Below are 24751 nucleotides of genomic sequence, written 5' to 3' on the forward strand. Positions count from 1 at the left end.
TATATTTAGGAAATTAGATCTATTTTTTCATTGTTTTATTTTAACCCAGTCAGGAGCATTATATGTTGGTATTGTAAGTATAATATTATCCATATTTGATAAAATCATATCAACACTATCTCTTGGTACTTCAAGCATTATTATATATTGACATTCAAGATCTCCAATATTTGATGTTCGTTCATAATTTGCAAGTCTCATCCCATACTTTTCAAGTAGTAAATTATACTCTTTTTCATCATATACTCCAGCAGATTTACTTTTAAGAACTTCTTCTATGTTAACATTTATATCTTCTGATTTTGTTGTATTATTTGTATTATTTTTGTTAACTTCATAATTTGAATCTATTTCTCCTGCATCTTTGGATCTTAGAATTGATATTACCTGTGATCCTCCTGCTATTTTTGTTGTAGTATTGTTGTTTTCATCTACTGTTGTTGTATTATCTTCTGTTGTATTTGTATCATTTGTTGTTGTATTTTCATTAGTCTCTGTTTTCATCATACTTTGTGTTGTGTAGATATCTACTATGTCATTTTCAGATATTAGCCCACTTGCTGCTTGTTTTCTATTAATTGTAACAGGTACAATTACTGTATCTACCTTTCTAATTTCAGTATTTGCAAGTTCATCAATTGGTGCTGTTTCAATAAATTTAGTTGCATTATCTAAGCTCATTATTGTTGATGCATTATTTATGACTACATCTACTCGTTTATATTTATCTTTCATTTCCTCAATTTCTGTTAATAACTTGTTTTTAATCACAGGATATGCTGCTGATTCGACATCTATTTGTTCAACTTCCTCAATATTTGAGGCTGAATCTATTCTTGATTGTAGTGCTTGGCGTGTTGCTTCATTTGCAAGGTCATCTTTAAATATTGAATTTAGTTGATTTGTTTTTTCAGTTTTATGTTCTTGTAATTGTTGCATTTGGGGTGAAAATACTAAAAAATAGTAGCATGTTGAAAATAGTATGATAAGTATTACTGCTACAACTACAATTCCTGTTATAAGTTCTTCTTTTTCATCATTAGTATCTTTTTTAAATGTATTGAAATTATGTTTTTTATGTAGTGATGGTTTGTTATTATCATCAGTTTCTAGATATTTTCTTAGTTCATTTAGTGATTTTTGTATTTTATTTTTTATTTTATCAGATTTCATCAGATAATTTTTTTTTGAATTATATTACTTTTTTTTAAAGGATGTAATATGTGTGTGGGGATTATAAAATATGGTGTATTGTATTTATTTTTTAGATAAATTGTGTATAAAAAAAAGAATAAAGTTAAAAAAGAAATTAAAAGGTGGTGAATTTTATATATTTTTTTTATTTTTACTACTACTTTTATTATTCATCTTTGTATAATGATGGTCTTTTTTGTCTTGTTGTTGGTTGTCTTTTTTCATTTAGTTGTGTTGATTCAAAGTTTCCAAAAAGTATTGCAAAGATGTATATAAGTACTCCTATTATTAGTAAATATGAAGGTACTAGGTATAATATTCCATTTATATGTGGTATGATACATAATATTATGACTATTGCTGCAATTGTTATTATTTTTTTGTTTTTTACTTTTGGATATTTTACTTCTGATACCATTAGTATTGATACTATCATTAAGAGTATTATTGGTATGTAGATGTTTGTTATTCCTGCAAGTATTAGTGCTGCTAGTAGTGTTGATGTTACTGGTATTGGTAGACCTAGGAATGTTTTTGTTGGTTCATCTTGATATTCTATTATTGTATTATATCGTGTTAGTCTTAATAGTCCACAAACTACTATGATGATTGATGGTATTATTATCCAGTATGAATTTGATATCATATATAATATTATTGCTGGTGCTACACCAAATGATATCATATCTGCTAGTGAATCTATTGTTTCACCAAATGATCCAATGGAGTGTGTATTAAATTTACGAGCTAATGTTCCATCAATACAGTCAAATACTACGGCAAGTAGTAGTAGTTGTGCGGAAGCTATATTGTTACCATTTAGTATTAAAAATATTGCAAGTAGTCCACATATAGCATTTGCTATGGATGCAATATCTGCTATGGTTATCATTTTTAATATATTAGTTTCCATTTTAAGTTAAGCTCCACTAAAATTTGATTTTTTTTTTATTCTTCTAATAATATATTATATGATATGGTTTTTATAGATAAATCTTTTTTTTAGATGAATTTTTATTTCTTTTATTTATTCTTAAATATATTTATTTATACTAATTCATAAAATAAACATTAAATAATTAAACATTGTATATTATATTATTTATAGTTTTATAAAAAAAATAATAATTAAAAAACATAAAATAAAATATTACTAATAAAACACAAAAATAACAAACAACAAATAAAAAAAATTAAACCAAAAAAAAGGGAGACTCATGATACAAAATGATAATAGAAGATAAATCAACAGTACTAGGAATAGATGAAGCAGGACGAGGATCTGTAATAGGACCACTAGTAATGGGATGTGTCATAATGCCCCGAGATAAACTAAGATTTCTAAAAAGAATAGGAGTAAATGACTCAAAAAAACTCACAAACAACAAAAGAAAAATAGTCTCCAGGAAAATAAAAAAAATAGCACAATTTGATACAAGAATAATAACAGCACAACAAATAGACCAACAAAGACTAAATGGAACAAACTTAAATCAAATAGAAACCAATGCAATGTTTGATCTAATAAAAACACACAAACCAGACTTATGCTGTATAGATTGTATTGATGTAAATGAAACAAGATTCCATGACTTAATCCAACAAATAGATCCAAACATGCAAGTAATAACAGAACATAAAGCTGATGAAACATATGATATAGTATCAGCAGCATCAATCATTGCAAAAACCACTCGTGATCGAGAAGTTGAAATAATAAGACAAGAATATGGACGATTAGGTTCAGGATATCCAAGTGATCAAACCACAATAAACTACCTAAAAACAATAGAAAATGGGGAATATCCTGATTTTGTACGAAAAACATGGACTACAATTGAAAACATTGAAAATGAAAAAAATCAATAAAAGAATATATAAACTAACTTTTTTTTTATTTACTCTACCTTCCTTTTTTTAATATTTTCAAATTACACACTTTTTCTTTATTTTTATTTTTAAAAAAAATACAATAACTCTTGAATATACATATAAAATTTTTTGATATAATAATGATAAATTTATTATAAAAAATAGTTCCATATATATAAAACATATAACAATTGAGAAAACAATTATAATTAAAAATTTTAAGATAAATGCATTAAAATTAAGATATTTTTTCAAAAAGATGTGAAAAATAAAAAAAATAATATAAAAATAAATAACCCTCTTTTTTTCACATAGAATATAAAATCAAATAATTTTAGGAGTTAAGAAATAAATGGATATAGTAACACTATTTACTTCTACAATAAATGATTTCATAAGCATGTTTCAAAGTGGTGGAATCATCGTATATATCCTTACAGTAATAGGATTATATGGACTATTTGTTTCAATAGAAAAAATATTATATCTACGAAAAGCCTCAGTAATAGACCTATCAGAACTCATGATAATAGTAAATGATTCAATGGCACATGGAGGAACACTAGAAGCAATACGTGCAATAGGAAAATATAAAACACCAATCTCACGTATTATATCAGAAGCACTAAAAATAGGATATCGAGGAAAAACCGAAGTAGAAGATAATATGGAACAAGTGTTTATTGTAGAAATGAGTAAGATGATGAAAGGATTATCTACAATACAAACAATAATCGAAATTGCTCCACTAATCGGACTTATTGGAACAGTTCTTGGAATGTGGTATACATTTAAGGAATTAGGAATAAATGGAGATATGACCCTAATGGCAAATGGGATATACATTTCAATTATTACAACAATCTTTGGACTTGCAATAGCAATTATACTAATACCACTTTATAGTTATATCAAAACAAGAATAGAAGCACAACTTGATAGCATAGAAATAGCAAAGAAAATGTCAAACTGGAGTCGTGCTGAAATAAAAATCTGGGTAGAAAAAGATGAAGATGTAGTAATACAAGCACTACAAGATTCACCTGGAATAATACAAGTACGTCAAATTGATGATGGACGAGCAAACTTACAATTAAACATAAAACCAAACATGCTTGAAAAAGGAATAAAAACAATAATACGTGAAAATTCAGATACATCAAACCGAATTGTAGAATCAAAACTAAAACAATAAAACTAAAAAATTAGGAGGAATTGATTTAAAATGAGTATTGACACTAAAAGATTTAAAGATCGAGTGGAACAACAAACTCCAAAAATAAATCTTGTACCTCTTCTTGATGTAATATTCACAATAATGATATTTCTACTAGTAATGCTAAGTCAAACATCACTAGATGTACCAGATAACTACACGCAAGATCAAGTATCAGCCAAGCCAACAGCTGCAAGTGGAACATCTGACTACTACCTATTACCACTAAATGGACTACATAAAGTAACAGTAAATGGAGTAGACTATTCACAAGATATACGAGGAGGAGCAATAGCAGTCCATACTAGGGTAATGGATGAAGGAAAAATTGAGATGGATGCATCAACAGGAACAATAATAATACAATCGCCACCAGAGCTACAAGATATAGCAGTAAAACCACCAAATACATGAAAAATAAATCATATGAAAAACAAATAACATAACCACCCCAAAATAAAAAAAATTAATAAAAAAAAGGAGACCTGAAAATAATGGCAGAAGAATATTTAGGACGAATTGTATCAGTAGGAAGTAATGATGATGGAGTATATGCATCATATCGTGTATCAAGCAGATCATTTCCAAATCGTAAATCAATATTAAATGAAGATAAAATAGCAATTGTACCAACAGAAGGATCAGAAGAAGATATATACAAAAACATATACATAAGCTACAACTGTATTGACATAATAAATGATGTATGTGTAGTAACAAATGGATCACATACAGATATCATAGCTGGAAAAATACGTGAAGGAATGAACATGCGTGATGCATTAGCATTATCACTCCTTGCAATGGACTATGAAAAAGATGATTACAATACTCCAAGAATTGCAGGTGTAATGAGAGCAGATGGAGTAGGATATATTGGAATTATCACAGTAAATGGAATGGAAGTTAAAAAAGTAAATCCTGGAGAAGCATTTTACATATCAGTATATGAGCATGATACACCACGTGAAGTAGAATATGATGTAAGTAATGCTGTAGATGCAACTAATTACATATTTGATCAAGGAGTATTTAAAGAATTTACACATCCTGTAACCTCATGTGCAGCATTTGCACAAGATGGAATGTGGACAGTTGCATATAAAAATACTAAAGAATAATATTTAAAAAGTAAAAATATTATTAACTTCATCTCCCTTCTTTTTTTTAAACTAGATTTTTAATATCACTACTTTTTTCTTAGAAATAAAAAATTATATTTTTTCATATTTTTAATAATTATTTTTTTATACATTGTTTATTTCAAAAACTAGTTTTCCCGGGATTTTTATTTTTGGTGTTCAATATTTAGTATATTTTATTAGTATTTTGTTTAAAAAAAAAGTAATGTTAAAAAAAATGGTAGGTGGTGAATTAGTTATCTACTTTTTGTTTTATGTTGTAGAATTTTCTGTTATATTATTTGTTAAATTACTTTCACTACCACTATCACTATTACTATTATCTGTATTGAAGTTAAATAGTGATGTTATATAGTTATATATTTGTTCAAAGAGTGTTTGTGCATCATTTGTATTTACATAATCTGATATTTGTGATTGATAGTTTGTTGCTTCATCTTTTAGTGATTGGCTTGTTGCAACACTGTCTGCTAATTCATTTATACTGTTGTTATTTATGTTTATATTGTTATTTTGTGTTATGTTTGTGATAATATTGTTTATTACGGTTTTATCTGTTGTATTTTGTTCTTCTGCTTGTTGTTTTGCTTGTGATACTACATCTGCTACTTGATCTGCTGTTGCATTTGAATCATTTACTACTTGACTTTCTGTGTAGATTTCCTTGTTTGCTGCATCTTTTAGTGAGTCTGGTATTTGTTTTCCTGTTGCTTTTTCATATGATTGCATTACTCCTGCTAGTGCTGATTCTCCTGTTGCTGTTGTTGGTGATGTTACAACCACATATCCTTGAGTTATTCCTGATGAGTTTAGTGCTGATTTATACATATTTTCTGTTACAAGTGTTATTTTGGATTTATCAACATCTACTTTTAGATCATTATTTGTTGATAGATCTACTAATGCACATGAGAGTATTTGATTTTCGTTGTATGTTCGATTAGATATTCCCTGTGATATTTGATTTACTTCATTTGCTGTTATTATTGTGGTTTTTGCATCATCTAAGTTTACATCTGAATGATCCATGAAGTATTGATCTACCATGTCTTTATAGTTTTGGTTGTTATTTGTTGTTTCTCCATATGTTATTGCAACTTGTGCATTTTGTGTGGATGTATTTGTGCCTGTTATGTCTGTTGTATTTATTGGTACAAATAGTCCGAATAGTATGAATATTATTATTAGTATTCCTGCTATTTTGCCCCACATAATTAATCTTATGCCTCCCAAAAAATTTTAGGTTATTATTTTTTTTTTTAATAAAATATAATTTTTACTTTATTAAGTATTGATTATGGTTTGGTTTAATTATTATATTTTTTTGGTTTTTTATCTCCAAGAAGTAGTACTCGACTTTTTTCTACTTCATCAATTATTTCCATTCCACAGTTTTTGGCAACTTCTGTAGCAAAATTTTGAATATCAACAGTTTTTGGCATATTTTCCCATTTGAGTCTTTCACGTGAATCTCCAACATACATGTATGCTTTTATTTCCACATAGTCTACATCAGCTTTATCTATTATTTTAGCATATTCTTCGGGATTTGTCATATTTAAGTCTTTTACTGATGTAATTCTTAGTACTTTTCGAGTATCATATGTTGAGAGTAATTGGATAGTTTCATTTAGTTTTTCCCATCCATTTTCTATTTGTGGTTTACATACCTTTTGGTATATTTCATTATTTGGTGCATCAAGTGAAACATAAAGTTGTGTTGGTTCGTTTTCTTCGAGTTTTTTTAGATCTTCTGGACTTTCTCCATTTGTTACAAGAAATGTTGTGAAGTCTTGTTTATGAAATTCATCTATTAGTTGATTTATTTCAGGATATAGTAGTGGTTCTCCTGCTAGACTTAATGCTGCATTGTTGGGTTTTACGCATTCTTTGAGTTTTTGTGGGTTTGCTTTTTCATTTCCAAAAAATCCACAAAGTAATTTTTTCTGATTTTCTATACAATCTTCAATTATTGTTTTTGGATCATCATAATCATCTGTATCCCATGATACTTTTGTTATTTCTGTATCTCTCCAACAAAATAGACATTTATGTTGACAGTATGGTATTGATGGTGACATTTGTAGACATCTATGACTTTTTATTCCATAGAATTGTTCTTTATAGCATGTTCCTTCATCTACTATACTTTTACGTGTCCAGTGACATATCTTATTTCCAGCATGAACATTTTTTCCTGCAAATCTGTAACCTTTTTTTTCTAAATCTTTTTGTTTTTGTTGTGAAATTAACATATTAATATTAAGATTTATTATTTATATTCTATTAAATTTTTTATTTTCTATAAATTTAAAAAAATGTTTGTATCTCTTAGAAATGTTTTAAAATGTATATTTTATTATATTAAATATGTATTAAAAAATAAACCATTATGGAAAAAATTTAGATTTTTATTAGTAATTAGTAGTTACTTTAATAAGAGATGTGTTTATATATTATAATTAGTCAAAAATTAACCCCAACCTAATAAAAAGATAGGTGGAAAAAAAATAATATTATTTATATCTTGGTTAATTAACTTGAAATCAAACAAAAAAATGAAAAAAGTAACAGACTAAAAATATAGAGAGGTAATATTTATGGCAGACTCACCAAAAATCATAATTAACTTTAAAACATACTCAGAATCATCCGGAGAAAAAGCAAAACAATTAGCAATTCATGCAGAAGAAGTACATGACCTTTCAGGTGTAGATATAGCTATTGCACCACAAGCAGTAGATTTAAAAGCAATACGTGATGTAGTTAATATACCAGTTTATGCACAACACATTGACCCAATTTCACCAGGAAACAGTACAGGATTATACTTACCTGAAGCATTAATGGAAGCAGGAATTAATGGAACATTAATTAATCACTCAGAAAAACCATTAAAATTAGCAGCAATTGATGAAATTATAGAAATTACAAAAAAATATGATCTAACAAGTATTCTTTGTTCAAATAATATTAGAACAAGTGCAGCATGTGCAGCATTAAATCCTGATTTTATTGCAATTGAACCACCAGCACTTATTGCATCAGGATATGCAGTATCTCAATGTGAACCTGAAATTGTATCAAACACAATTGCAGCAGTACATGAAATTAATGATAGCATCCCTGTATTATGTGGAGCTGGAATTACAAATGGTGATGATGTAAAAGCAGCATTAGATCTTGGTGCAGAAGGTGTACTTTTAGCATCTGGTGTAGTTAAAGCAGAAGATTCAAAAGCAGTACTTGAAGATCTTGTAAGTAAAATTTAAAATTACATAAACAACAAATATAATACTTAATTATTATAATAAGATTAAGAAATTTAATATAAAAAAAAATAATATTAAATAAATCCTAAAAGAAGGGAAAAGTGTGTGGGAGTATAAAACCTATGAAGTACTCAACAAACACCATTTATAATAAATAAGTATTATCTATTGGAATTTTTTTTTAATATAATTCCATTTTTTTTTAATATCATCTCCCCTAACTTAATCCCTTTTTTTTTATTAAAACTTTTTTTTTTATACTAAATTTAACTAATAAACAATTATATGACAAAAAAAGGAGAAAAATATAGGATTTTCTTTTTTTTTTAATGGTATTTATAATTAATAATATATTTGGAGATTTTCGTTTATGGAATATGAATTTAAAACTATGGATGATGTAGAACTCGAAGGAAAAACAGTAATTGTAAGAGTTGATGTTAACTCACCTGTAGATCCACAGTCAGGAGAACTACTTGATGATACAAGAATGCAACTTCATTCACAAACAATTATAGAATTATCAGATCGTGGAGCACGTGTTGTAATACTAGCACACCAAAGTAGACCTGGAAAATCAGATTTTACCTCTCTAAAAGAACATGCAGCAGTACTTTCAAACATAACAGGAAAAGAAATAACCTTTGTTGATTCTATTTTTTCAAAGTATGCACAAGATGTAATTAAAAATATGGTAAATGGAGAAGTTGTACTTCTTGAAAATGTAAGATTTTATTCAGAAGAAATGCCAAAACTAACAGAGGATGAACAAGTAAATTCCCACATGGTAAAAACACTCGCACCACTAGCTGATTACTTTATAAATGATGCATTTGCAACAGCACATAGATCACAAACATCCATAATTGGATTTTCAAAAGCATTACCATCACTTGCAGGACGTGTAATGGAACTTGAATTAAATACATTATATCAAATACTTGATCATGCACAACAACCACGTGTATATGTTCTTGGTGGAATAAAAGCAGATGATTCAATAAATGTAATGGCAAATGCACTTAAAAACAACAGTGCTGATTATATACTTACAACAGGACTTGTAGCAAACATATTCTTAGAAGCAAAAGGTGTAGATATTAAAGAATATAATCGTAATTTTATAAAAGAACGTGGATATGAAGATTATATTGATATTGCAAAAGATTTACTTAAAGATTATGAAGAAAAAATTATACTACCTGAAGATTTAGCAATTCTTGAAAATGATACACGTGTTGAATATGATATTGATGAAATACCAAATCTTCCAATTTATGATATAGGAAGTAAAACAATTTCAACATATGTTGAAAAAATATTAATAGCAAAAACATTATTTGCAAATGGACCTGCAGGAGTATTTGAAAAAGAAGGCTTTAGTATGGGAACAGAGTCACTTCTTAACACTATTGCTGAATCTAAGGGATTTTCAATCATTGGAGGAGGACATCTTGCTGCTGTAGCTAGTAATATGGATTTAGACGATGAAATAACACATATTAGTAGTGGTGGAGGAGCAAGTATAAATCTAATTTCTGGTAAGGAATTACCGGCTGTAAAAGCATTAGATTCATCTGCACGTAATAATGGAAATTTCTAAATATTAAATAATTTTTTAAAGCATTAATAATGCTTTATTTTATTTTTAATCTTTTTTAACTGTGTTTTGGTATATTTTTAAAAATTAGTTTGTGGAATATAGAAACATTTATATACTATGTAGGTATAAAATAATAAATAGAGCTTGATGTGTTATATCTTGCTTAAGACTATTAAGTGCCTCAGTAGCTCAGTCTGGTGGAGCGCTTGACTTGTAATCAAGCGGTCGGGGGTTCAATTCCCCCCTGGGGCTCTATATTTAACTTTGGGACCATAGGGTAGCTTGGTCGATCCTTTGGGCTTTGGGAGCCTGAGACTCCGGTTCAAATCCGGGTGGTCCCATTTACCCGTCTTAGCTCAATCTGGCAGAGCATCGGACTGTAGATCCGAATGTTGCTGGTTCAAGTCCGGCAGACGGGATATTAACTATAGTATTAATAAGTATGTATATAAAACCATAACCTTTATATACTACTTACAATATACTATTATATAGTTGGTAATAACCAATACTTATTAACAAAAATAAATTTGTGCCTTGGTAGTGTAGAGGCGATCATGCAGGCCTGTCGAGCCTGCGACTCGGGTTCAAATCCCGGCCAAGGCGCTTCAAAAAACTTTTTAATAACAATTTTTATTTTAGGGCTCGTAGCTCAGTCTGGGAGAGCGCCTGGCTTTTAACCAGGCGGTCGCGGGTTCAACTCCCGTCGGGCCCGTTTACAATTTAATCTTAATATTGTAACAACTATTTAATAAAATAAAAACTATTTTAATTTAATAAACTAAGTAATTAACATTGCTTTTTTTTTAATTGTATAATTCGGGGCTCGTAGCTCAGTCTGGGAGAGCGCCTGGCTTTTAACCAGGCGGTCGCGGGTTCAACTCCCGTCGGGCCCGTTTAAAAACTTTTTAATGAATTCTAATTTTAATGATAATTTTTTTTTAAATTTAATTTCTTTTATTAGATGATGCTATTTTTTATTTTTTTTTTATAGTGAATTTATTTATATTATTAAGTTCATATCTTATTATATTATAGAAATTTTATTAAAAGTAGTAAATATTAATCTATTATTTGCGGAGGATAAATTTTGAAAGTAGATATTTTAAAGCATAACTTAGTACCTGAACATACCATCTTAACTCCTGAAGAAGCTGATGCAGTGCTAGAAGAGTTAGATGTTCGTATTGATCAAATTCCAAAGATTTTACCAACAGATCCAGTTGTAAAAGCTATTGATGCTAAACTTGGGGATGTTCTTAAGATTACAAGAAAAAGTATGACCGCAGGGGTTTTTACTTCTTACCGTGTTGTTAGAGAATAGTTTTTTATCACTTTTTTTTAACAATATCTTTTTTTTTATTTTTTAGAGTAGTATTTAAAAGAAACTACTTGTATATAAACATAATGTTTTTATATAATGATGTATAGATATAAGATATACGTATTAATTATAGAATAAAATTTTTAAATCATGTTTCCTTTATTCGATTTGAAATTCTATTTATGTCTGTTTTAAATAGGATCAAATATTTTTTTCTAAAATTAATTATGAAAAAGTAAGTGTTTTAAGCAATTATCTAGCAAAAATAGATGATAATTTATGCTTAAAATAATTGAATATTTTATTTAATGATAAATTTGTAATAATGTCTAATAGGACACATAAAGAACTTAAATATTTTTATTTGGTTTAGATAATTTTTTATAGAATTTTATAACTAAAAAGAAGACTTATTAATGTGTTTATTTGAAATTAGATTAAGTGATGGATTATTTATAAATTTAGAATATTTTATTCAGAAAAAATAAAAGAGAGATACAAAATTTTCATAATATTAAAAGTATCATATTAATATTTAATAATTTTTTTTAAAGATACAATTATAATTGACTTCCTAAAAGAATATCAACAAACATGTATACTTACTGTATGTTTCGTTAATTAGATGTGGATGATATTAAAGTAGGATGTTAATTTAGTAAATATGAGATTATGTTCTTTATCTTTAATTTCAACAAAAAAAATAAGATATTAAATTCATAAAAAGAAAACTTCTTATCACTTTTTTTTTAAAACTATATAATTTAAACACATTTTAATATTTAAGAAATTTAAATTTAACTTTCCCTTTTTTTTAGTAGTAAAAATACACTATAAATTTAGATAATTTCATAAAAATATATTGATTGAATGTTTTTTTCATATTTTGGATGTTTTTTTATTATTTTTTTATATTTTTTTTATTTAACCATCACAACTTAAAAAGAATATATGAAATAGATAAACTAGATCCTAAGTAAGTTTAATTCATTAAAGTCACATTTTATTATGAATATTTCATATTAGCATTATTTTTCATTCTTTTGTGTGGGATTTTTATCATTTTAAATAAATTTCAATTAAAACTAGTAACTTGATGCAAAAAAGTAAACGATTTTAAAACAAAATCACTTAGAAAAAAAATAAGAGAAATGGAATAAATTCAAAAAAAATAATAATTTGTAAAGATAATGTATTTTTTTTATTACATCTTTTATAGCATAGAAAAAAATAAAATTTTCTTTAGTGTGTACAATTTTTTTTTCATGTTAAAAAATAAAAAATAAATACAATATTTAATCTCTTTACATTATAAAGAATTTTTTTTTGATTAAAATTTCCCACTCACTTCTATACTTTTTTTTCTTAATAGATGAATATAATATTAGAAAATGGAGATGGATATATGACAAAAAACGCATGGTCTTTAGTTGATTCATATTTTGATGAATATGATATCGTAGATCACCACATCCGATCTTATAATGATTTTCTAGATAATAAATTACAAGAAATTGTAGATATTACAGAACCAATCACATTAGATCATGGTGAATACACTATTAAAACTGGTGATATTGAAATAGTAAAACCTTTTATAAAAGAAGCAGATGGATCAAAAAGTATAATTGAACCATCCGAAGCAAGACTAAGAAATCTTAACTATTCAGCACATATGTATCTTGACATGGCTCTTGTTAAAGGAGATACTGATGACTATGAAATGGAAAAAGTCTACATAGGTGAATTACCTGTAATGCTAAAATCAAAAGCATGTCACCTACACGGACTTAACGATGAAGAACTAGAAGCAGTAGGCGAAGATCCACAAGACCCAGGGGGCTACTTCATCGTAAATGGATCAGAAAGAGCTATTGTTACAACGGAAGAAATTGCTCCAAACAAAATAATACTAGAACAATCCGAAAAAGACAAAGAAGATAGAAGAGCAAGAGCAGTTGTAACATCAATAAAAAGTGGATTTAGAGCAAGAATAACACTTGAATACAGAAAACCACATAAAAAAGGAGTATTTTTAAGAATATCATTCCCATATGTACCAGGAGAAATACCACTTGTAATACTACTACGTGCACTTGGATTTGAAAAAGATGTAGATCTAGTTAACAGTGTATCTGATGATATTAACACACAATTTTTACTAATTGACGATATTCAAACAACTGGTATAACAACACAACGTGATGCAATTAAATATATTGGAAATCGTGTTGCAAAAGGAATGACTGAAGAATACAGAATCAAAAGAGCAGAAGATGTAATTGACAGATACTTACTACCACATATAGGAGTAGATCCTGAAGATCGTATTGATAAAGCAGTATACCTTGCTGAAATGGCAGATATGCTTCTTCAAGTAATAAATGGAGAACGTGAACCACACGATAAGGACCACTACGCAAACAAAAGACTCAGAGTATCAGGAGATCTTATGGAAGACTTATTCCGTGTAGCATTCACAAGTTTAACACGTGATATGACCTACCAACTAGAACGTAGCTTATCTCGTGGAAAAGAACCATCAATCAAACAAGCAGTAAGATCAGATGTAATAACAGAAAACATCAAACACGCAATTGCAACAGGAAACTGGGTAGGAGGACGTGCAGGAGTAAGCCAACTACTTGACCGTACAAGTTACATGGGAACACTTTCACACCTAAAACGTGTAGTATCACCACTTTCAAGAAGTCAACCTCACTTTGAAGCTCGTGATTTACACCCAACACAATTTGGAAAAATATGTCCAAACGAAACACCAGAAGGACCAAACTGTGGACTGGTAAAAAACCTAGCTGTAGTAACTAAGATTTCAGAAGGATATCCTCTAAAAGAAATAGAAAAAGATATCAAAGAAATGGACTACATAAAACCATTAGATCATAACTTAGAAGTACAATAAGTGAAAAATTAAATGGGAATTATAAAAATTAAAATAAAATTTGTAAAAAAATATTAGTTAATGGGAGAAATATAATGGAGACCGTTACAGTACAACAACCAGTTAAAGTATATATAAATGGTAAACTAATCGGAACAACCGAAGAACCTGAAGCATTTGTAGCAGAAGTAAAAAGAAAAAGAAGATCTAATGAACTAACACATGAGCTAAACATAACATACTACCAACAAAACAATGAAATATTCATATTCACAGATCCAGGACGAGCACGAAGACCACTTGTAATAGTTGAAGATGGAAAATCACAACTAACAGATGAAATTATTGATGATGTAGCTTCAGGAAAAATGAAATGGTTCGACTTAATCCATGAAGGAATAATAGAATATATTGATGCTGAAGAAGAAGAAAATGCATACATTGCAATGTTTGAAGAAGACATAACAGAAGAGCACACACACCTTGAAATAGACCCATCAACAATGCTTGGAATATGTGCAGGAATTATTCCATATGCAAACCATAACTCATCACCACGTAACACAATGGAAGCAGGGATGACAAAACAAGCACTTGGGTTATATGTATCAAACTACAACCTACGTACAGATACAAGAGCTCATCTTCTTCACCAACCACAAATGCCTGTTGTAAAAACCAAAAGTATGGTATCAACAGAATATGATAAAAGACCATCTGGTCAAAACTTCGTAGTAGCAATTCTATCATACCAAGGGTGTAACATGGAAGATGCACTTGTGATGAACAAAGCATCACTAGAACGAGGACTTGGGAGATCATCATTCTTCAGATCATATGAAGCATCAGAACGCAGATACCCAGGTGGACAAGAAGATCACTTTGAATACCCAGAAAGTATGGTACGAGGATACCGTTCTGAAGAAGTATACAAAAACCTAGATGAAGATGGACTAATAAACCCTGAAGTATCAGTAACAAGTGGAGATGTATTAATAGGAAAAACATCACCACCAAGATTCCTAGAAGACGTAGATGAATTTGGAACAGTAGCAGAAAGAAGACGTGAAACAAGTGTAACAGTAAGACATGGAGAACACGGAATTGTAGATAAAGTAATGCTAACTGAAACCATTGAAGGAAACAAACTTGCAAAAGTAAAAGTACGAGACCACAGACAACCAGAATATGGAGATAAATTTGCATCAAGACACGGACAAAAAGGAGTTCTTGGACTCATCGTACCACAAGAAGATATGCCATTTAACGAAGAAGGAATGTGTCCAGACTTAATGATTAACCCACACGCTATTCCATCAAGGATGTCAATTGGACAGATTATCGAAATGGTAGCAGGAAAAGCAGGTTGTATGGAAGGACAACGTATCGATGGAACACCATTTACAGGAGTACCAGAAGATGAACTTAAACGTCTTCTTAAAGAAAATGGATTTGAGACCCATGGACGTGAACAACTCTATAATGGTATAACTGGTGAAAGATTTAATGCAGAAATATTTGTAGGAGTAGCATATTACCAGAAACTACACCACATGACATCAGACAAAGTATATGCAAGAAGTCGAGGACCTGTACAAGTACTCACACGTCAACCAACAGAAGGACGTGCACGTGAAGGAGGACTTAGATTTGGAGAAATGGAACGTGACTGTCTCATAGCACACGGAGCAGCACTATCTCTTAAAGAAAGATTACTTGATGAATCAGATAAATATGAAGCATTAATATGTGGAAACTGTGGAAGACTAGCAGTACGTGATAAAATACGTGATAGAACATACTGTGCAATATGTGGAGATACAGAAACATTCCCTGTTGAAATATCATACGCATTTAAACTACTACTTGATGAACTTAAATCATTATGTATATCACCAAATCTTGTACTAGAAGACAAAGCATAGGAAATAATATTCAAGGAGGGAATTAAGAGTTGAAAGAAATATTTAAAAAAGTATCTGAAATAGATTTTGGATTAATGTCACCTGAAACAATCAGAAAAATGTCAGTGACAAAAATAGTAACACCAGATACATATGATGAAGATGGATATCCAATTGAAGCAGGACTAATGGATCCAAGATTAGGTGTAATTGATCCTGGACTTAAATGTCGTACCTGTGGATCAAAAGGTGGAGAATGTCAAGGACACTTTGGACATATAAACTTTGCAAGACCTGTAATACATGTTGGATTTGCTGATACAATTCATAAAATTCTAAGATCAACATGTCGTAAATGTGGACGTGTACTACTAACTGATACAGAAAAACTAGAATACAAAGAAAAACTCGAAGAAGAACTAGCAAATGGTGAAGATATATCAGATTTACTTAAACAAATTCATCTAACAGCAAAAAAAGAAAAATGTCCACATTGTGAAGAAGAACAACTAGAAATAAAAATAGATAAGCCAATATCACTAGTTGAAGAAAACTATAAACTCACAGCAAGTGAAGTACGTGAAAGACTTGAAAATATACCAGAAGAAGATTACATATTCATAGGTATAAATCCTGAAGTAGCACGACCTGAATGGATGGTATTAACAGTATTACCTGTACCACCAGTAACAGTAAGACCATCAATTACCCTTGAAACTGGAGAAAGATCAGAAGATGACCTTACACACAAACTTGTAGATATTTTAAGAATTAACCAAAGACTCAAAGAAAACCTGGAAGCAGGAGCACCACAACTTATTGTAGAAGATCTCTGGGAATTACTTCAATATCACGTAACCACATACTTTGATAATGAAGCAAGTGGAGTACCACCAGCAAGACATCGATCTGGTCGTCCACTTAAAACATTAGCACAACGTCTTAAAGGAAAAGAAGGAAGATTCAGATCAAATCTCGCAGGAAAACGTGTGAACTTCTCAGCACGTACTGTAATATCACCTGACCCAACACTCAGTATTAACGAAGTTGGAGTTCCTGAAATGATTGCAAAAGAAGTAACAGTACCAATTTCAGTTACTGAATGGAACATGGAAAAAATGAAAGAATACATCAGAAATGGACCTGATGTACATCCTGGTGCAAACTATATAATAAGACCAGATGGACGTAAAATACGTGTATATGATGAAACTAAAGAAACAGTTATTGAAAATCTTGAACCAGGTTACATTGTAGAACGTCACATTATAGATGGAGATATTGTACTATTTAACCGTCAACCATCACTTCACCGTATGTCAATGATGGCACACGAAGTACGTGTACTTCCATATAAAACATTCAGATTAAACTTATGTGTATGTCCTCCATATAACGCTGATTTCGATGGGGATGAAATGAACATGCACGTATTCCAGACACCTGAAGCACGTGCTGAAGCTAATGAAATTATGAAAGTACAAGAACACATCTTATCACCTCGTTATGGTGGACCAATTATTGGAGCTATACACGATCATATTACAGGTGCATACTTACTTACTCATAATGATACAACATTCCCAGAAGATAAAGCACTACAAATTATTAAAAGATCTAAAATGGAAATTCCTGAACCTAAAGGACGTGACTGGACAGGTAAAGAAATCTTTAGTTTACTACTACCTGATAAACTTAATCTTGTATATAAATCAGAAATTTGTAGAAATTGTGAAGAATGTAAACATGAAAACTGTGAATATGATGCATACGTTGTAATTAAAAACGGACAACTTATTCAAGGAGTAGTTGATGATAAAGGATATGGATCAGGTAGTGGAAAAATACTTGATGCTATTGTAAAACAATTTGGTCCAAGTGAAGCACGTTACTTCCTTGATCATGCAACAAAACTTGCTGTATTTGGTGGTGTAATGCAAAGAGGTTTCACAACTGGTACAGCTGATGAGGAAATTCCAAAAGAAGCAGAAGAAAGAATTGCAGAACTTCTTGAAAAATCAGATGCAAAAGTAGAACAACTCATTCAAGCATATGAAAATAATGAACTTGAAGCTCTCCCAGGACGTAGTCTTCGTGAAACACTTGAGATGAAAATCATGCAAGTACTTGGGGAAGCAAGGGATAATACAGGGGTTATCGCAGAACATTACTTTAGTACAGATAACAGTGCTGTAATTATGGCATTAACAGGTGCTCGTGGTTCAATGCTTAACTTAACACAGATTGCAACTTGTGTAGGACAACAAGCTGTTCGTGGAGGTCGTATTAACAGAGGATATATTGACCGTACACTACCTCACTTCCGTAAAGGAGATGTAGGATCTAAAGCTAGTGGTTTTGTACACAGTAGTTATAAAAAAGGTCTTGATCCACTAGAATTCTTCTTCCACGCTATGGGAGGACGTGAAGGACTAGTAGATACAGCTATTCGTACAGCACAAAGTGGTTACATGCAAAGACGTCTTGTAAATGCATTACATGATCTTAGTGTACATGAAGATGGAACTGTACGTGATAATCGTGGAGCAATTGTTCAATTTAAATATGGTGAAGATGGAATTAACCCTGCAAAAAGTGATTATGGACAAGTTGCAAACCTAGATAAGCTTATTGAAGAAATGAGACTTGAAAATAAAGAAATTGCAACAGATATTGCAAAATAAGATGAAAAAAGATCAAAAAACTAAAAAAACTTTATTACAACGGTGGATGTAGATAAGTATGGAAATAGAACAAGTTCAAGCAGTTATTGATGAAAATGGTGCAAGCTATTTTCCAATAAAACTTGTTGAAGAAATTACAGCAGCAAGTGAACGTAATGATTTATCTGATGATGAATTAGTAACACTTGTCTTAAAAGTAAAAGAAGCATATGAACGTGAAGAAGTAGAACCTGGAGAATCAGTAGGTACAATTGCTGCTCAATCTGTAGGTGAACCTGGTACACAGATGACCATGCGTACTTTTCACTATGCAGGGGTAGTAGAACTTAACGTAACATTAGGTCTTCCTCGTCTTATAGAAGTGGTTGATGCTCGTAAGAAGATATCAACTCCTACTATGGATATTTACTTTACAGAAGAATTTAATAATGATGAAGAGTTCATCCGTAAAATGGGTAATAAAATTGGTAAAATTACCCTTAATGATGTAATTAAAAACTTTAATGTTAATTATATGGATAATACAATTTCAGCTGAAATTGATCAAGATATTCTTGATGAACGTCGTCTTGAATTAAGTGAAGTTACAAGTGTAATAGAAAAAACTTTTAAACATGTAAAGATAAATAATAATTTACTGAGTTTTGAAACCACATTTTCTAAAGATGAAGAAAAAATGCAACAAGGTATTCGAGAATTAAGATTACTTGCAGATAAAATCAGAGATCTCCAGATTAGTGGTGTTAAAGGTATTGGTAAAGTTGTTATTCGTCATGAACATAATGAGTGGGTTATTCACACAGAAGGTTCAAATATTGGTGCTATCTTAAAAATTGATGGTGTTGATGTTGAACGTACAACAACAAACGATATCTTTGAAATTGAGAAAGTTCTTGGAATAGAAGCAGCACGTAATGCAATTATCCATGAGTTATATACTACTATGGAAGAACAGGGGCTTAGTGTTGATATTAGACATATTATGCTTGTTGCTGATATGATGACAGCTGATGGTATTGTTAAATCTATTGGTCGTCATGGTATTAGTGGTGAGAAAGCTAGTGTTCTTGCTCGTGCAGCATTCGAAGAAACTGGTAAACACTTACTTAATGCTAGTATTCGTGGAGAAACTGATAACCTCTCAGGTATAATTGAGAATGTTATTGTTGGTCAGCCAATACCTCATGGTACGGGGTCTGTTGGTGTAGTAATGAAAGATAAAAATTAGGAGGCAGTACATGGATATTGAAAGAGGGATACGTGTAGCCGTAGACACTGGTAAGGTTATATTAGGATCCAATAAATCAATTCAAGCAATAAAACTTGGAGATGGAGAATTAGCTGTTCTTGCAGAAAATGCTCCAAAAGATATGAAAGCTGATGTAGAAACATATGCTAAATTATCTGAAATGCCAGTATACACATTTGAAGGTTCTAGTGTAGATCTAGGTTCAATCTGTGGTAAACCATTCACAGTATCAGTTCTAGTTATTCAAGAACCAGGAGACTCTAACATATTAGAGCTCAAGGAGTAAATAGATACTATGTCCGTCAAGTTTACAAACCATGAAATTAAATATATTGCACTTTTTGAAACTATTACTAGTGCTATGGTTAAAGACTGTATAATTGATGACGAACATAATAAGATTACTTTTTTGGTAAAAAAAGGAGACATGGGATTAGCTATAGGAAAAAATGGAAGTACTATAGGTAAAATGCAGAAATCTGTTGATCGGAGTGTTGAAATTCTAGAACACTCTGATGATCCCGGCGAATTTATAAAAAATTTATTATCTGTTGCAGACATTAATTCTATTGAATTTGGTGTTGATGCAAAAGGTAATAAGATCGCTACCTTGGATGTCGACTCAAAGAGTAAACGTAAGGCTATTGGTAAAAATGGTCAGAATATTCAGCGAGCTAGACAATTTGCTAAAAGACAATTTGAAATTAGTAATATTATCATAAAATAACCATATTTATGATTAGTTAATTTATTGATAGATTTATTCTATCATAAATTCTTAAAATAAAACTCAGTTAATACTAATCTATAATGAAAAGTATGTGAATTATTTCACACAAAAACAAAATACAATAGGTATGTTTATTAAAATAGGTTTCAAATTTAGTAACACATACATGAAATTGTTTAAAATAACACTTTGAATAGAAAATATTTAAAAATTTTTTATAAAACACACAAAAATATAAAGTATAAATGGAGGAATAAAATTTGCCAGGATTATTCGCAGCAAAAAAATTAAAAGATAACAGACAGAATTTCCGATGGAAAGACACACAATACAAAAGAAAAACCCTCGGATTAAACATTAAAGCAGATCCACTAGAAGGATCACCTCAAGCTAGAGGAATTGTAATTGAAAAAGTAGGTATAGAAGCAAAACAGCCTAACTCTGCAATAAGAAAATGTGTAAGAGTTCAATTAATTAAAAACGGAAAACAAATTACAGCATTCGCACCAGGTGACGGAGCTATTGGTTTTATAGATGAACACGATGAAGTAATGATCGAAGGAATTGGAGGACCATCAGGTAGGTCAATGGGAGATATTCCTGGAGTAAGATGGAAAGTTACAAAAGTAAACAACGTAGCTTTATCTGAAATGGTAAGTGGAAAAATCGAAAAACCAGTAAGATAGAAAATTTTGTTTAGAAGGAGATTTAATTAAAATGAGCTTTAAATTATTCGACAAATGGGATGTAACAGAAGTTACAGTAGAAGATATGGGATTACAAAATTACGTATGTCTTGATGAAATTGTAGTACCACACACAATGGGACGTCACGTAAAAAGACAATTTGCAAAATCAAAAGTATCCATCGTAGAAAGACTCATGAACAAAATCATGAGAACAGAAAGAAACAGTGGTAAAAAAAATAAAGCATACAAAATCGTAGAAGATGCTTTAGAAATTATCAACAAAAAAACAAAAGAAAATCCTATACAAGTTCTAGTTAAAGCTGTAGAAAACACAGCACCAAGAGAAGAAACAACCCGTATTAAATACGGTGGAATAGGATACCAAATAGCAGTAGATATAGCACCACAAAGACGTGTAGACTTATCACTTGGATTCATCACAAAAGGTGCAATGCAATCTGCATTTAAAAACAAAAAATCAGCAGCACAATGTTTAGCTGATGAAATTCTTTTAGCAGCAGATGAAGATTCAAGAAGCTTTGCTGTACAGAAAAAAGAAGAAAAAGAAAGAGTAGCAAGATCCGCACACTAGATCTTAAAACACCACCCTTTCTAACTATTTTTTTTTATTATTATTTTTTTTTTAAAGTTTTGAAATATGAACAAAATAAAAAAATAAATAAAGAATTAAAAATAGAAACAATATTATTATAATTTAATAACAAAAGAAAAACTTTTTATAAGTAAAATTTTTAACATTTTAGGTGATATATTTGAGTCGAAGAGATCAAATGATTAAAAAAATTAAAGAATTAATGTACGAGCCTGAATACATCAGAAACATTGGTATTGTAGCTCACATCGACCACGGAAAAACAACATTATCAGATAACCTTCTTGCAGCAGCTGGAATGATATCATCAGAACTTGCTGGAGATCAAAGATTCCTTGATTTTGATGAACAAGAACAAGAAAGAGGAATTACAATTGATGCAGCAAACGTATCAATGGTACACTCATATGAAGATAACCAATACTTAATTAACCTTATTGATACACCAGGACACGTTGACTTTGGTGGAGACGTAACACGTGCAATGAGAGCAGTAGATGGAGCTGTAGTAGTTGTATGTGCTGTAGAAGGTATCATGCCTCAAACAGAAACAGTATTAAGACAAGCTTTAAAAGAAAATGTAAGACCTGTACTTTTCATTAACAAAGTAGACAGACTTATAAACGAATTAAAACTTGACGACCTTGAATTACAAAACAGATTCATAAAAATCATTGCAGGAGTAAACAAACTCATCAAAAACATGGCTCCTGAACAATTCAAAGAAGAATGGCAAGTAAAAATCGAAGATGGTACAGTAGCATTCGGATCAGCATACCACAACTGGGCTATTAACGTACCTGAAATGATGAAAACAAATATCACATTTAAAGACATCATCCAATACTGTAATGATGACAACCAAAAAGAACTTGCAAGTAAAATAAAAATCGAAGAAGTAATTCTCGGTATGGTAGTAGAACACTTACCAAGTCCAAAAATTGCACAAGCTTACCGTGTACCAAAAATCTGGTCAGGAGATATTGACTCAGTAGAAGGACAAGGTATGATTAACACCGATTCAACATCCCCACTAGCTGTTATGGTTACAGATGTAAGTATCGATAAACACGCAGGTGAAATTGCAACAGGACGTGTATACGGTGGATCAATTGAAAAAGGATCAGAAATATTCTTTGTAGGTTCAATGTCAAAAGCAAGAACCCAACAAGTAGGAGTATATATGGGTCCTGAAAGAATTAACACAGACATCGTACCAGCAGGTAACATTGTAGCAATTACCGGAGCTCGTGGAGCAATCGCAGGGGAAACCATTACAGATGCAGACCACAACATTGCACCATTTGAAAGTCTTGAACACATCTCAGAACCTGTAGTAACAGTTGCTGTAGAAGCTAAAAACACAAAAGACCTACCAAAACTTATTGAAGTACTAAGACAAGTAGGAAAAGAAGACCCAACACTACGTGTAGAAATTAACGAAGAAACCGGTGAACACTTAATTGCTGGTATGGGTGAATTACACCTTGAAGTTATCATCTACAGAATTAACGATAAAGGATTAGAAGTAGAAACATCTGAACCTATTGTTGTATACAGAGAAACAATTGCTGGTACAGCTACAAATGTTGAAGGTAAATCACCTAACAAACACAACAGATTCTACATAGACATTGAACCATTATCTGATGATTTAATGAACGCAATATCTGAAGGAGAAATCCAAGAAGGACGTGTAAAAGGTAAAGAATCAGCAAAAGTATTCCAAGACCACGGTCTTGACAAAGATGAAGCTAAAAAAGTATGGGATGTATACAAACACAGTATATTCGTAAACAAAACACGTGGTATCCAATACTTAGATGAAATTAAAGAATTACTCATGGAAGGATTTGAAAGTGCTCTAGATGACGGACCACTTGCAGATGAAAAAGCTATGGGAATTAAAATCAGCCTCATGGATGCAAAAATACACGAAGATGCTGTACACAGAGGACCTGCACAAGTATTACCTGCTATAAGAAAAGCAGTATATGGTGGAATTATGCTTGCACAACCAACACTCATGGAACCTATGCAAAAAGTATACATCAGTGTACCACAAGATTACATGGGAGCAGCAACACGTGAAATCCAAAACAGAAGAGGACAAATTGTTGAAATGGGTCAAGAAGGAGATATGTCCACAATTGAATCCAAAGTACCAGTATCTGAAATGTTTGGATTTGCAGGTGATATAAGATCAGCAGCAGAAGGACGTTGTATCTGGTCAACAGAAAACTCAGGATTTGAAAGAATCCCACGTGAATTACAAAACCAAATTGTACGTGAAATTCGTGAAAGAAAAGGTTTAAGTCCAGAACCATATGGACCTGACCACTACTTAGGATAAGTAT

General features: G+C 30.6%; 20 protein-coding genes and 6 tRNA genes. 22 read left to right on the plus strand and 4 right to left on the minus strand.

The annotated features are described in order from the left end of the window. Positions 1-27 precede the first annotated feature (27 nt). Complete coding sequence (locus MSCUN_RS00080; protein ID WP_095608786.1) at positions 28-1173, minus strand: DUF515 domain-containing protein; 1146 nt, start codon at positions 1171-1173, stop codon at positions 28-30. A 187-nt stretch (positions 1174-1360) separates the two neighbouring features. Continuing rightward, positions 1361-2107, minus strand: a complete 747-nt coding sequence (gene pssA / locus MSCUN_RS00085) for a CDP-diacylglycerol--serine O-phosphatidyltransferase (RefSeq protein ID WP_095608787.1) — start codon at positions 2105-2107, stop codon at positions 1361-1363. Between the two features lie 314 nt (positions 2108-2421). Here pssA and rnhB point away from each other — a divergent pair, with 314 nt between their 5' ends. The 4 genes from rnhB to MSCUN_RS00105 all read left to right on the plus strand — a co-directional run bounded on the left by rnhB (position 2422) and on the right by MSCUN_RS00105 (position 5403). Further along, a complete protein-coding gene (gene rnhB, locus MSCUN_RS00090) occupies positions 2422-3063 on the plus strand; it encodes a ribonuclease HII (RefSeq protein WP_095608788.1) in 642 nt (213 codons plus the stop codon). A gap of 355 nt (positions 3064-3418) precedes the next feature. Further along, positions 3419-4261: a MotA/TolQ/ExbB proton channel family protein gene (locus MSCUN_RS00095; protein ID WP_095608789.1), complete on the plus strand. Its 843-nt coding sequence runs from the start codon at positions 3419-3421 to the stop codon at positions 4259-4261. A 30-nt stretch (positions 4262-4291) separates the two neighbouring features. Next, positions 4292-4696, plus strand: a complete 405-nt coding sequence (locus MSCUN_RS00100) for an ExbD/TolR family protein (protein ID WP_095608790.1) — start codon at positions 4292-4294, stop codon at positions 4694-4696. Between the two features lie 80 nt (positions 4697-4776). Beyond that, on the plus strand, positions 4777-5403 hold the full coding sequence (locus tag MSCUN_RS00105; RefSeq protein ID WP_109582935.1) for an IMP cyclohydrolase: 627 nt from the start codon (positions 4777-4779) through the stop codon (positions 5401-5403). A gap of 273 nt (positions 5404-5676) precedes the next feature. Here the strand turns inward: MSCUN_RS00105 and MSCUN_RS00110 are convergent, their stop codons facing one another. Together MSCUN_RS00110 and twy1 are read right to left on the minus strand one after the other, a co-directional pair. Next, entirely contained in the window at positions 5677-6636 is a 960-nt protein-coding gene (locus tag MSCUN_RS00110) for a DUF1002 domain-containing protein (RefSeq protein ID WP_095608792.1), read from the minus strand. Between the two features lie 95 nt (positions 6637-6731). Continuing rightward, a complete protein-coding gene (gene twy1, locus MSCUN_RS00115) occupies positions 6732-7679 on the minus strand; it encodes a 4-demethylwyosine synthase TYW1 (RefSeq protein WP_095608793.1) in 948 nt (315 codons plus the stop codon). 345 nt (positions 7680-8024) lie between these two features. Here twy1 and tpiA point away from each other — a divergent pair, with 345 nt between their 5' ends. The 18 genes from tpiA to MSCUN_RS00205 all read left to right on the plus strand — a co-directional run bounded on the left by tpiA (position 8025) and on the right by MSCUN_RS00205 (position 24747). Beyond that, entirely contained in the window at positions 8025-8696 is a 672-nt protein-coding gene (gene tpiA / locus MSCUN_RS00120) for a triose-phosphate isomerase (RefSeq protein WP_095608794.1), read from the plus strand. Between the two features lie 370 nt (positions 8697-9066). Beyond that, positions 9067-10299, plus strand: coding sequence for a phosphoglycerate kinase (locus MSCUN_RS00125; protein WP_095608795.1), 1233 nt, complete (start codon positions 9067-9069; stop codon positions 10297-10299). 178 nt (positions 10300-10477) lie between these two features. Continuing rightward, positions 10478-10551: transfer RNA gene (locus MSCUN_RS00130), tRNA-Thr, on the plus strand. Positions 10552-10565: 14 nt separating this feature from the next. Continuing rightward, positions 10566-10640: transfer RNA gene (locus tag MSCUN_RS00135), tRNA-Pro, on the plus strand. 4 nt (positions 10641-10644) lie between these two features. After that, positions 10645-10718, plus strand: a tRNA-Tyr gene (locus tag MSCUN_RS00140). Positions 10719-10833: 115 nt separating this feature from the next. Further along, positions 10834-10905: transfer RNA gene (locus MSCUN_RS00145), tRNA-Asp, on the plus strand. 35 nt (positions 10906-10940) lie between these two features. Next, positions 10941-11014, plus strand: a tRNA-Lys gene (locus MSCUN_RS00150). A 107-nt stretch (positions 11015-11121) separates the two neighbouring features. Next, positions 11122-11195 (plus strand) — tRNA-Lys (locus MSCUN_RS00155). 194 nt (positions 11196-11389) lie between these two features. Further along, a complete protein-coding gene (locus MSCUN_RS00160; RefSeq protein WP_095608796.1) occupies positions 11390-11623 on the plus strand; it encodes a DNA-directed RNA polymerase subunit H in 234 nt (77 codons plus the stop codon). Positions 11624-13028: 1405 nt separating this feature from the next. Further along, positions 13029-14546: a DNA-directed RNA polymerase subunit B'' gene (locus MSCUN_RS00165; protein ID WP_095608797.1), complete on the plus strand. Its 1518-nt coding sequence runs from the start codon at positions 13029-13031 to the stop codon at positions 14544-14546. Between the two features lie 74 nt (positions 14547-14620). Then, entirely contained in the window at positions 14621-16450 is a 1830-nt protein-coding gene (gene rpoB, locus MSCUN_RS00170) for a DNA-directed RNA polymerase subunit B (RefSeq protein WP_095608798.1), read from the plus strand. Positions 16451-16479: 29 nt separating this feature from the next. Next, positions 16480-19113 carry a DNA-directed RNA polymerase subunit A' gene (locus tag MSCUN_RS00175; RefSeq protein ID WP_095608799.1) on the plus strand — a complete coding sequence of 878 codons (2634 nt, stop codon included), beginning with the start codon at positions 16480-16482 and terminating at the stop codon, positions 19111-19113. A 58-nt stretch (positions 19114-19171) separates the two neighbouring features. After that, a complete protein-coding gene (gene rpoA2 / locus MSCUN_RS00180; RefSeq protein WP_095608800.1) occupies positions 19172-20341 on the plus strand; it encodes a DNA-directed RNA polymerase subunit A'' in 1170 nt (389 codons plus the stop codon). A gap of 10 nt (positions 20342-20351) precedes the next feature. Further along, complete coding sequence (locus tag MSCUN_RS00185; RefSeq protein WP_095608801.1) at positions 20352-20648, plus strand: 50S ribosomal protein L30e; 297 nt, start codon at positions 20352-20354, stop codon at positions 20646-20648. 9 nt (positions 20649-20657) lie between these two features. After that, positions 20658-21089: a NusA-like transcription termination signal-binding factor gene (locus MSCUN_RS00190; RefSeq protein ID WP_095608802.1), complete on the plus strand. Its 432-nt coding sequence runs from the start codon at positions 20658-20660 to the stop codon at positions 21087-21089. Positions 21090-21352: 263 nt separating this feature from the next. Continuing rightward, positions 21353-21778 (plus strand): 30S ribosomal protein S12, encoded by a 426-nt coding sequence (locus MSCUN_RS00195; RefSeq protein WP_011406944.1) that lies wholly within the window; start codon positions 21353-21355, stop codon positions 21776-21778. 31 nt (positions 21779-21809) lie between these two features. Beyond that, positions 21810-22373: a 30S ribosomal protein S7 gene (locus tag MSCUN_RS00200; protein WP_095608803.1), complete on the plus strand. Its 564-nt coding sequence runs from the start codon at positions 21810-21812 to the stop codon at positions 22371-22373. Positions 22374-22554: 181 nt separating this feature from the next. Continuing rightward, positions 22555-24747 carry an elongation factor EF-2 gene (locus tag MSCUN_RS00205; protein ID WP_095608804.1) on the plus strand — a complete coding sequence of 731 codons (2193 nt, stop codon included), beginning with the start codon at positions 22555-22557 and terminating at the stop codon, positions 24745-24747. The last annotated feature ends 4 nt before the right edge of the window (positions 24748-24751 follow it).

The sequence above is a fragment of the Methanosphaera cuniculi genome (assembly GCF_003149675.1).
Taxonomy (GTDB): Archaea; Methanobacteriota; Methanobacteria; order Methanobacteriales; family Methanobacteriaceae; genus Methanosphaera; species Methanosphaera cuniculi.

Coding starts and splice junctions, on each gene's coding strand:
- MSCUN_RS00080 (WP_095608786.1), bottom strand. CDS start 1,173: ATGAAATCTGATAAAATAAAAAATAAAATACAAAAATCACTAAATGAA.
- pssA (WP_095608787.1), bottom strand. CDS start 2,107: ATGGAAACTAATATATTAAAAATGATAACCATAGCAGATATTGCATCC.
- rnhB (WP_095608788.1), top strand. CDS start 2,422: ATGATAATAGAAGATAAATCAACAGTACTAGGAATAGATGAAGCAGGA.
- MSCUN_RS00095 (WP_095608789.1), top strand. CDS start 3,419: ATGGATATAGTAACACTATTTACTTCTACAATAAATGATTTCATAAGC.
- MSCUN_RS00100 (WP_095608790.1), top strand. CDS start 4,292: ATGAGTATTGACACTAAAAGATTTAAAGATCGAGTGGAACAACAAACT.
- MSCUN_RS00105 (WP_109582935.1), top strand. CDS start 4,777: ATGGCAGAAGAATATTTAGGACGAATTGTATCAGTAGGAAGTAATGAT.
- MSCUN_RS00110 (WP_095608792.1), bottom strand. CDS start 6,636: ATGTGGGGCAAAATAGCAGGAATACTAATAATAATATTCATACTATTC.
- twy1 (WP_095608793.1), bottom strand. CDS start 7,679: ATGTTAATTTCACAACAAAAACAAAAAGATTTAGAAAAAAAAGGTTAC.
- tpiA (WP_095608794.1), top strand. CDS start 8,025: ATGGCAGACTCACCAAAAATCATAATTAACTTTAAAACATACTCAGAA.
- MSCUN_RS00125 (WP_095608795.1), top strand. CDS start 9,067: ATGGAATATGAATTTAAAACTATGGATGATGTAGAACTCGAAGGAAAA.
- MSCUN_RS00165 (WP_095608797.1), top strand. CDS start 13,029: ATGACAAAAAACGCATGGTCTTTAGTTGATTCATATTTTGATGAATAT.
- rpoB (WP_095608798.1), top strand. CDS start 14,621: ATGGAGACCGTTACAGTACAACAACCAGTTAAAGTATATATAAATGGT.
- rpoA2 (WP_095608800.1), top strand. CDS start 19,172: ATGGAAATAGAACAAGTTCAAGCAGTTATTGATGAAAATGGTGCAAGC.
- MSCUN_RS00185 (WP_095608801.1), top strand. CDS start 20,352: ATGGATATTGAAAGAGGGATACGTGTAGCCGTAGACACTGGTAAGGTT.
- MSCUN_RS00190 (WP_095608802.1), top strand. CDS start 20,658: ATGTCCGTCAAGTTTACAAACCATGAAATTAAATATATTGCACTTTTT.
- MSCUN_RS00200 (WP_095608803.1), top strand. CDS start 21,810: ATGAGCTTTAAATTATTCGACAAATGGGATGTAACAGAAGTTACAGTA.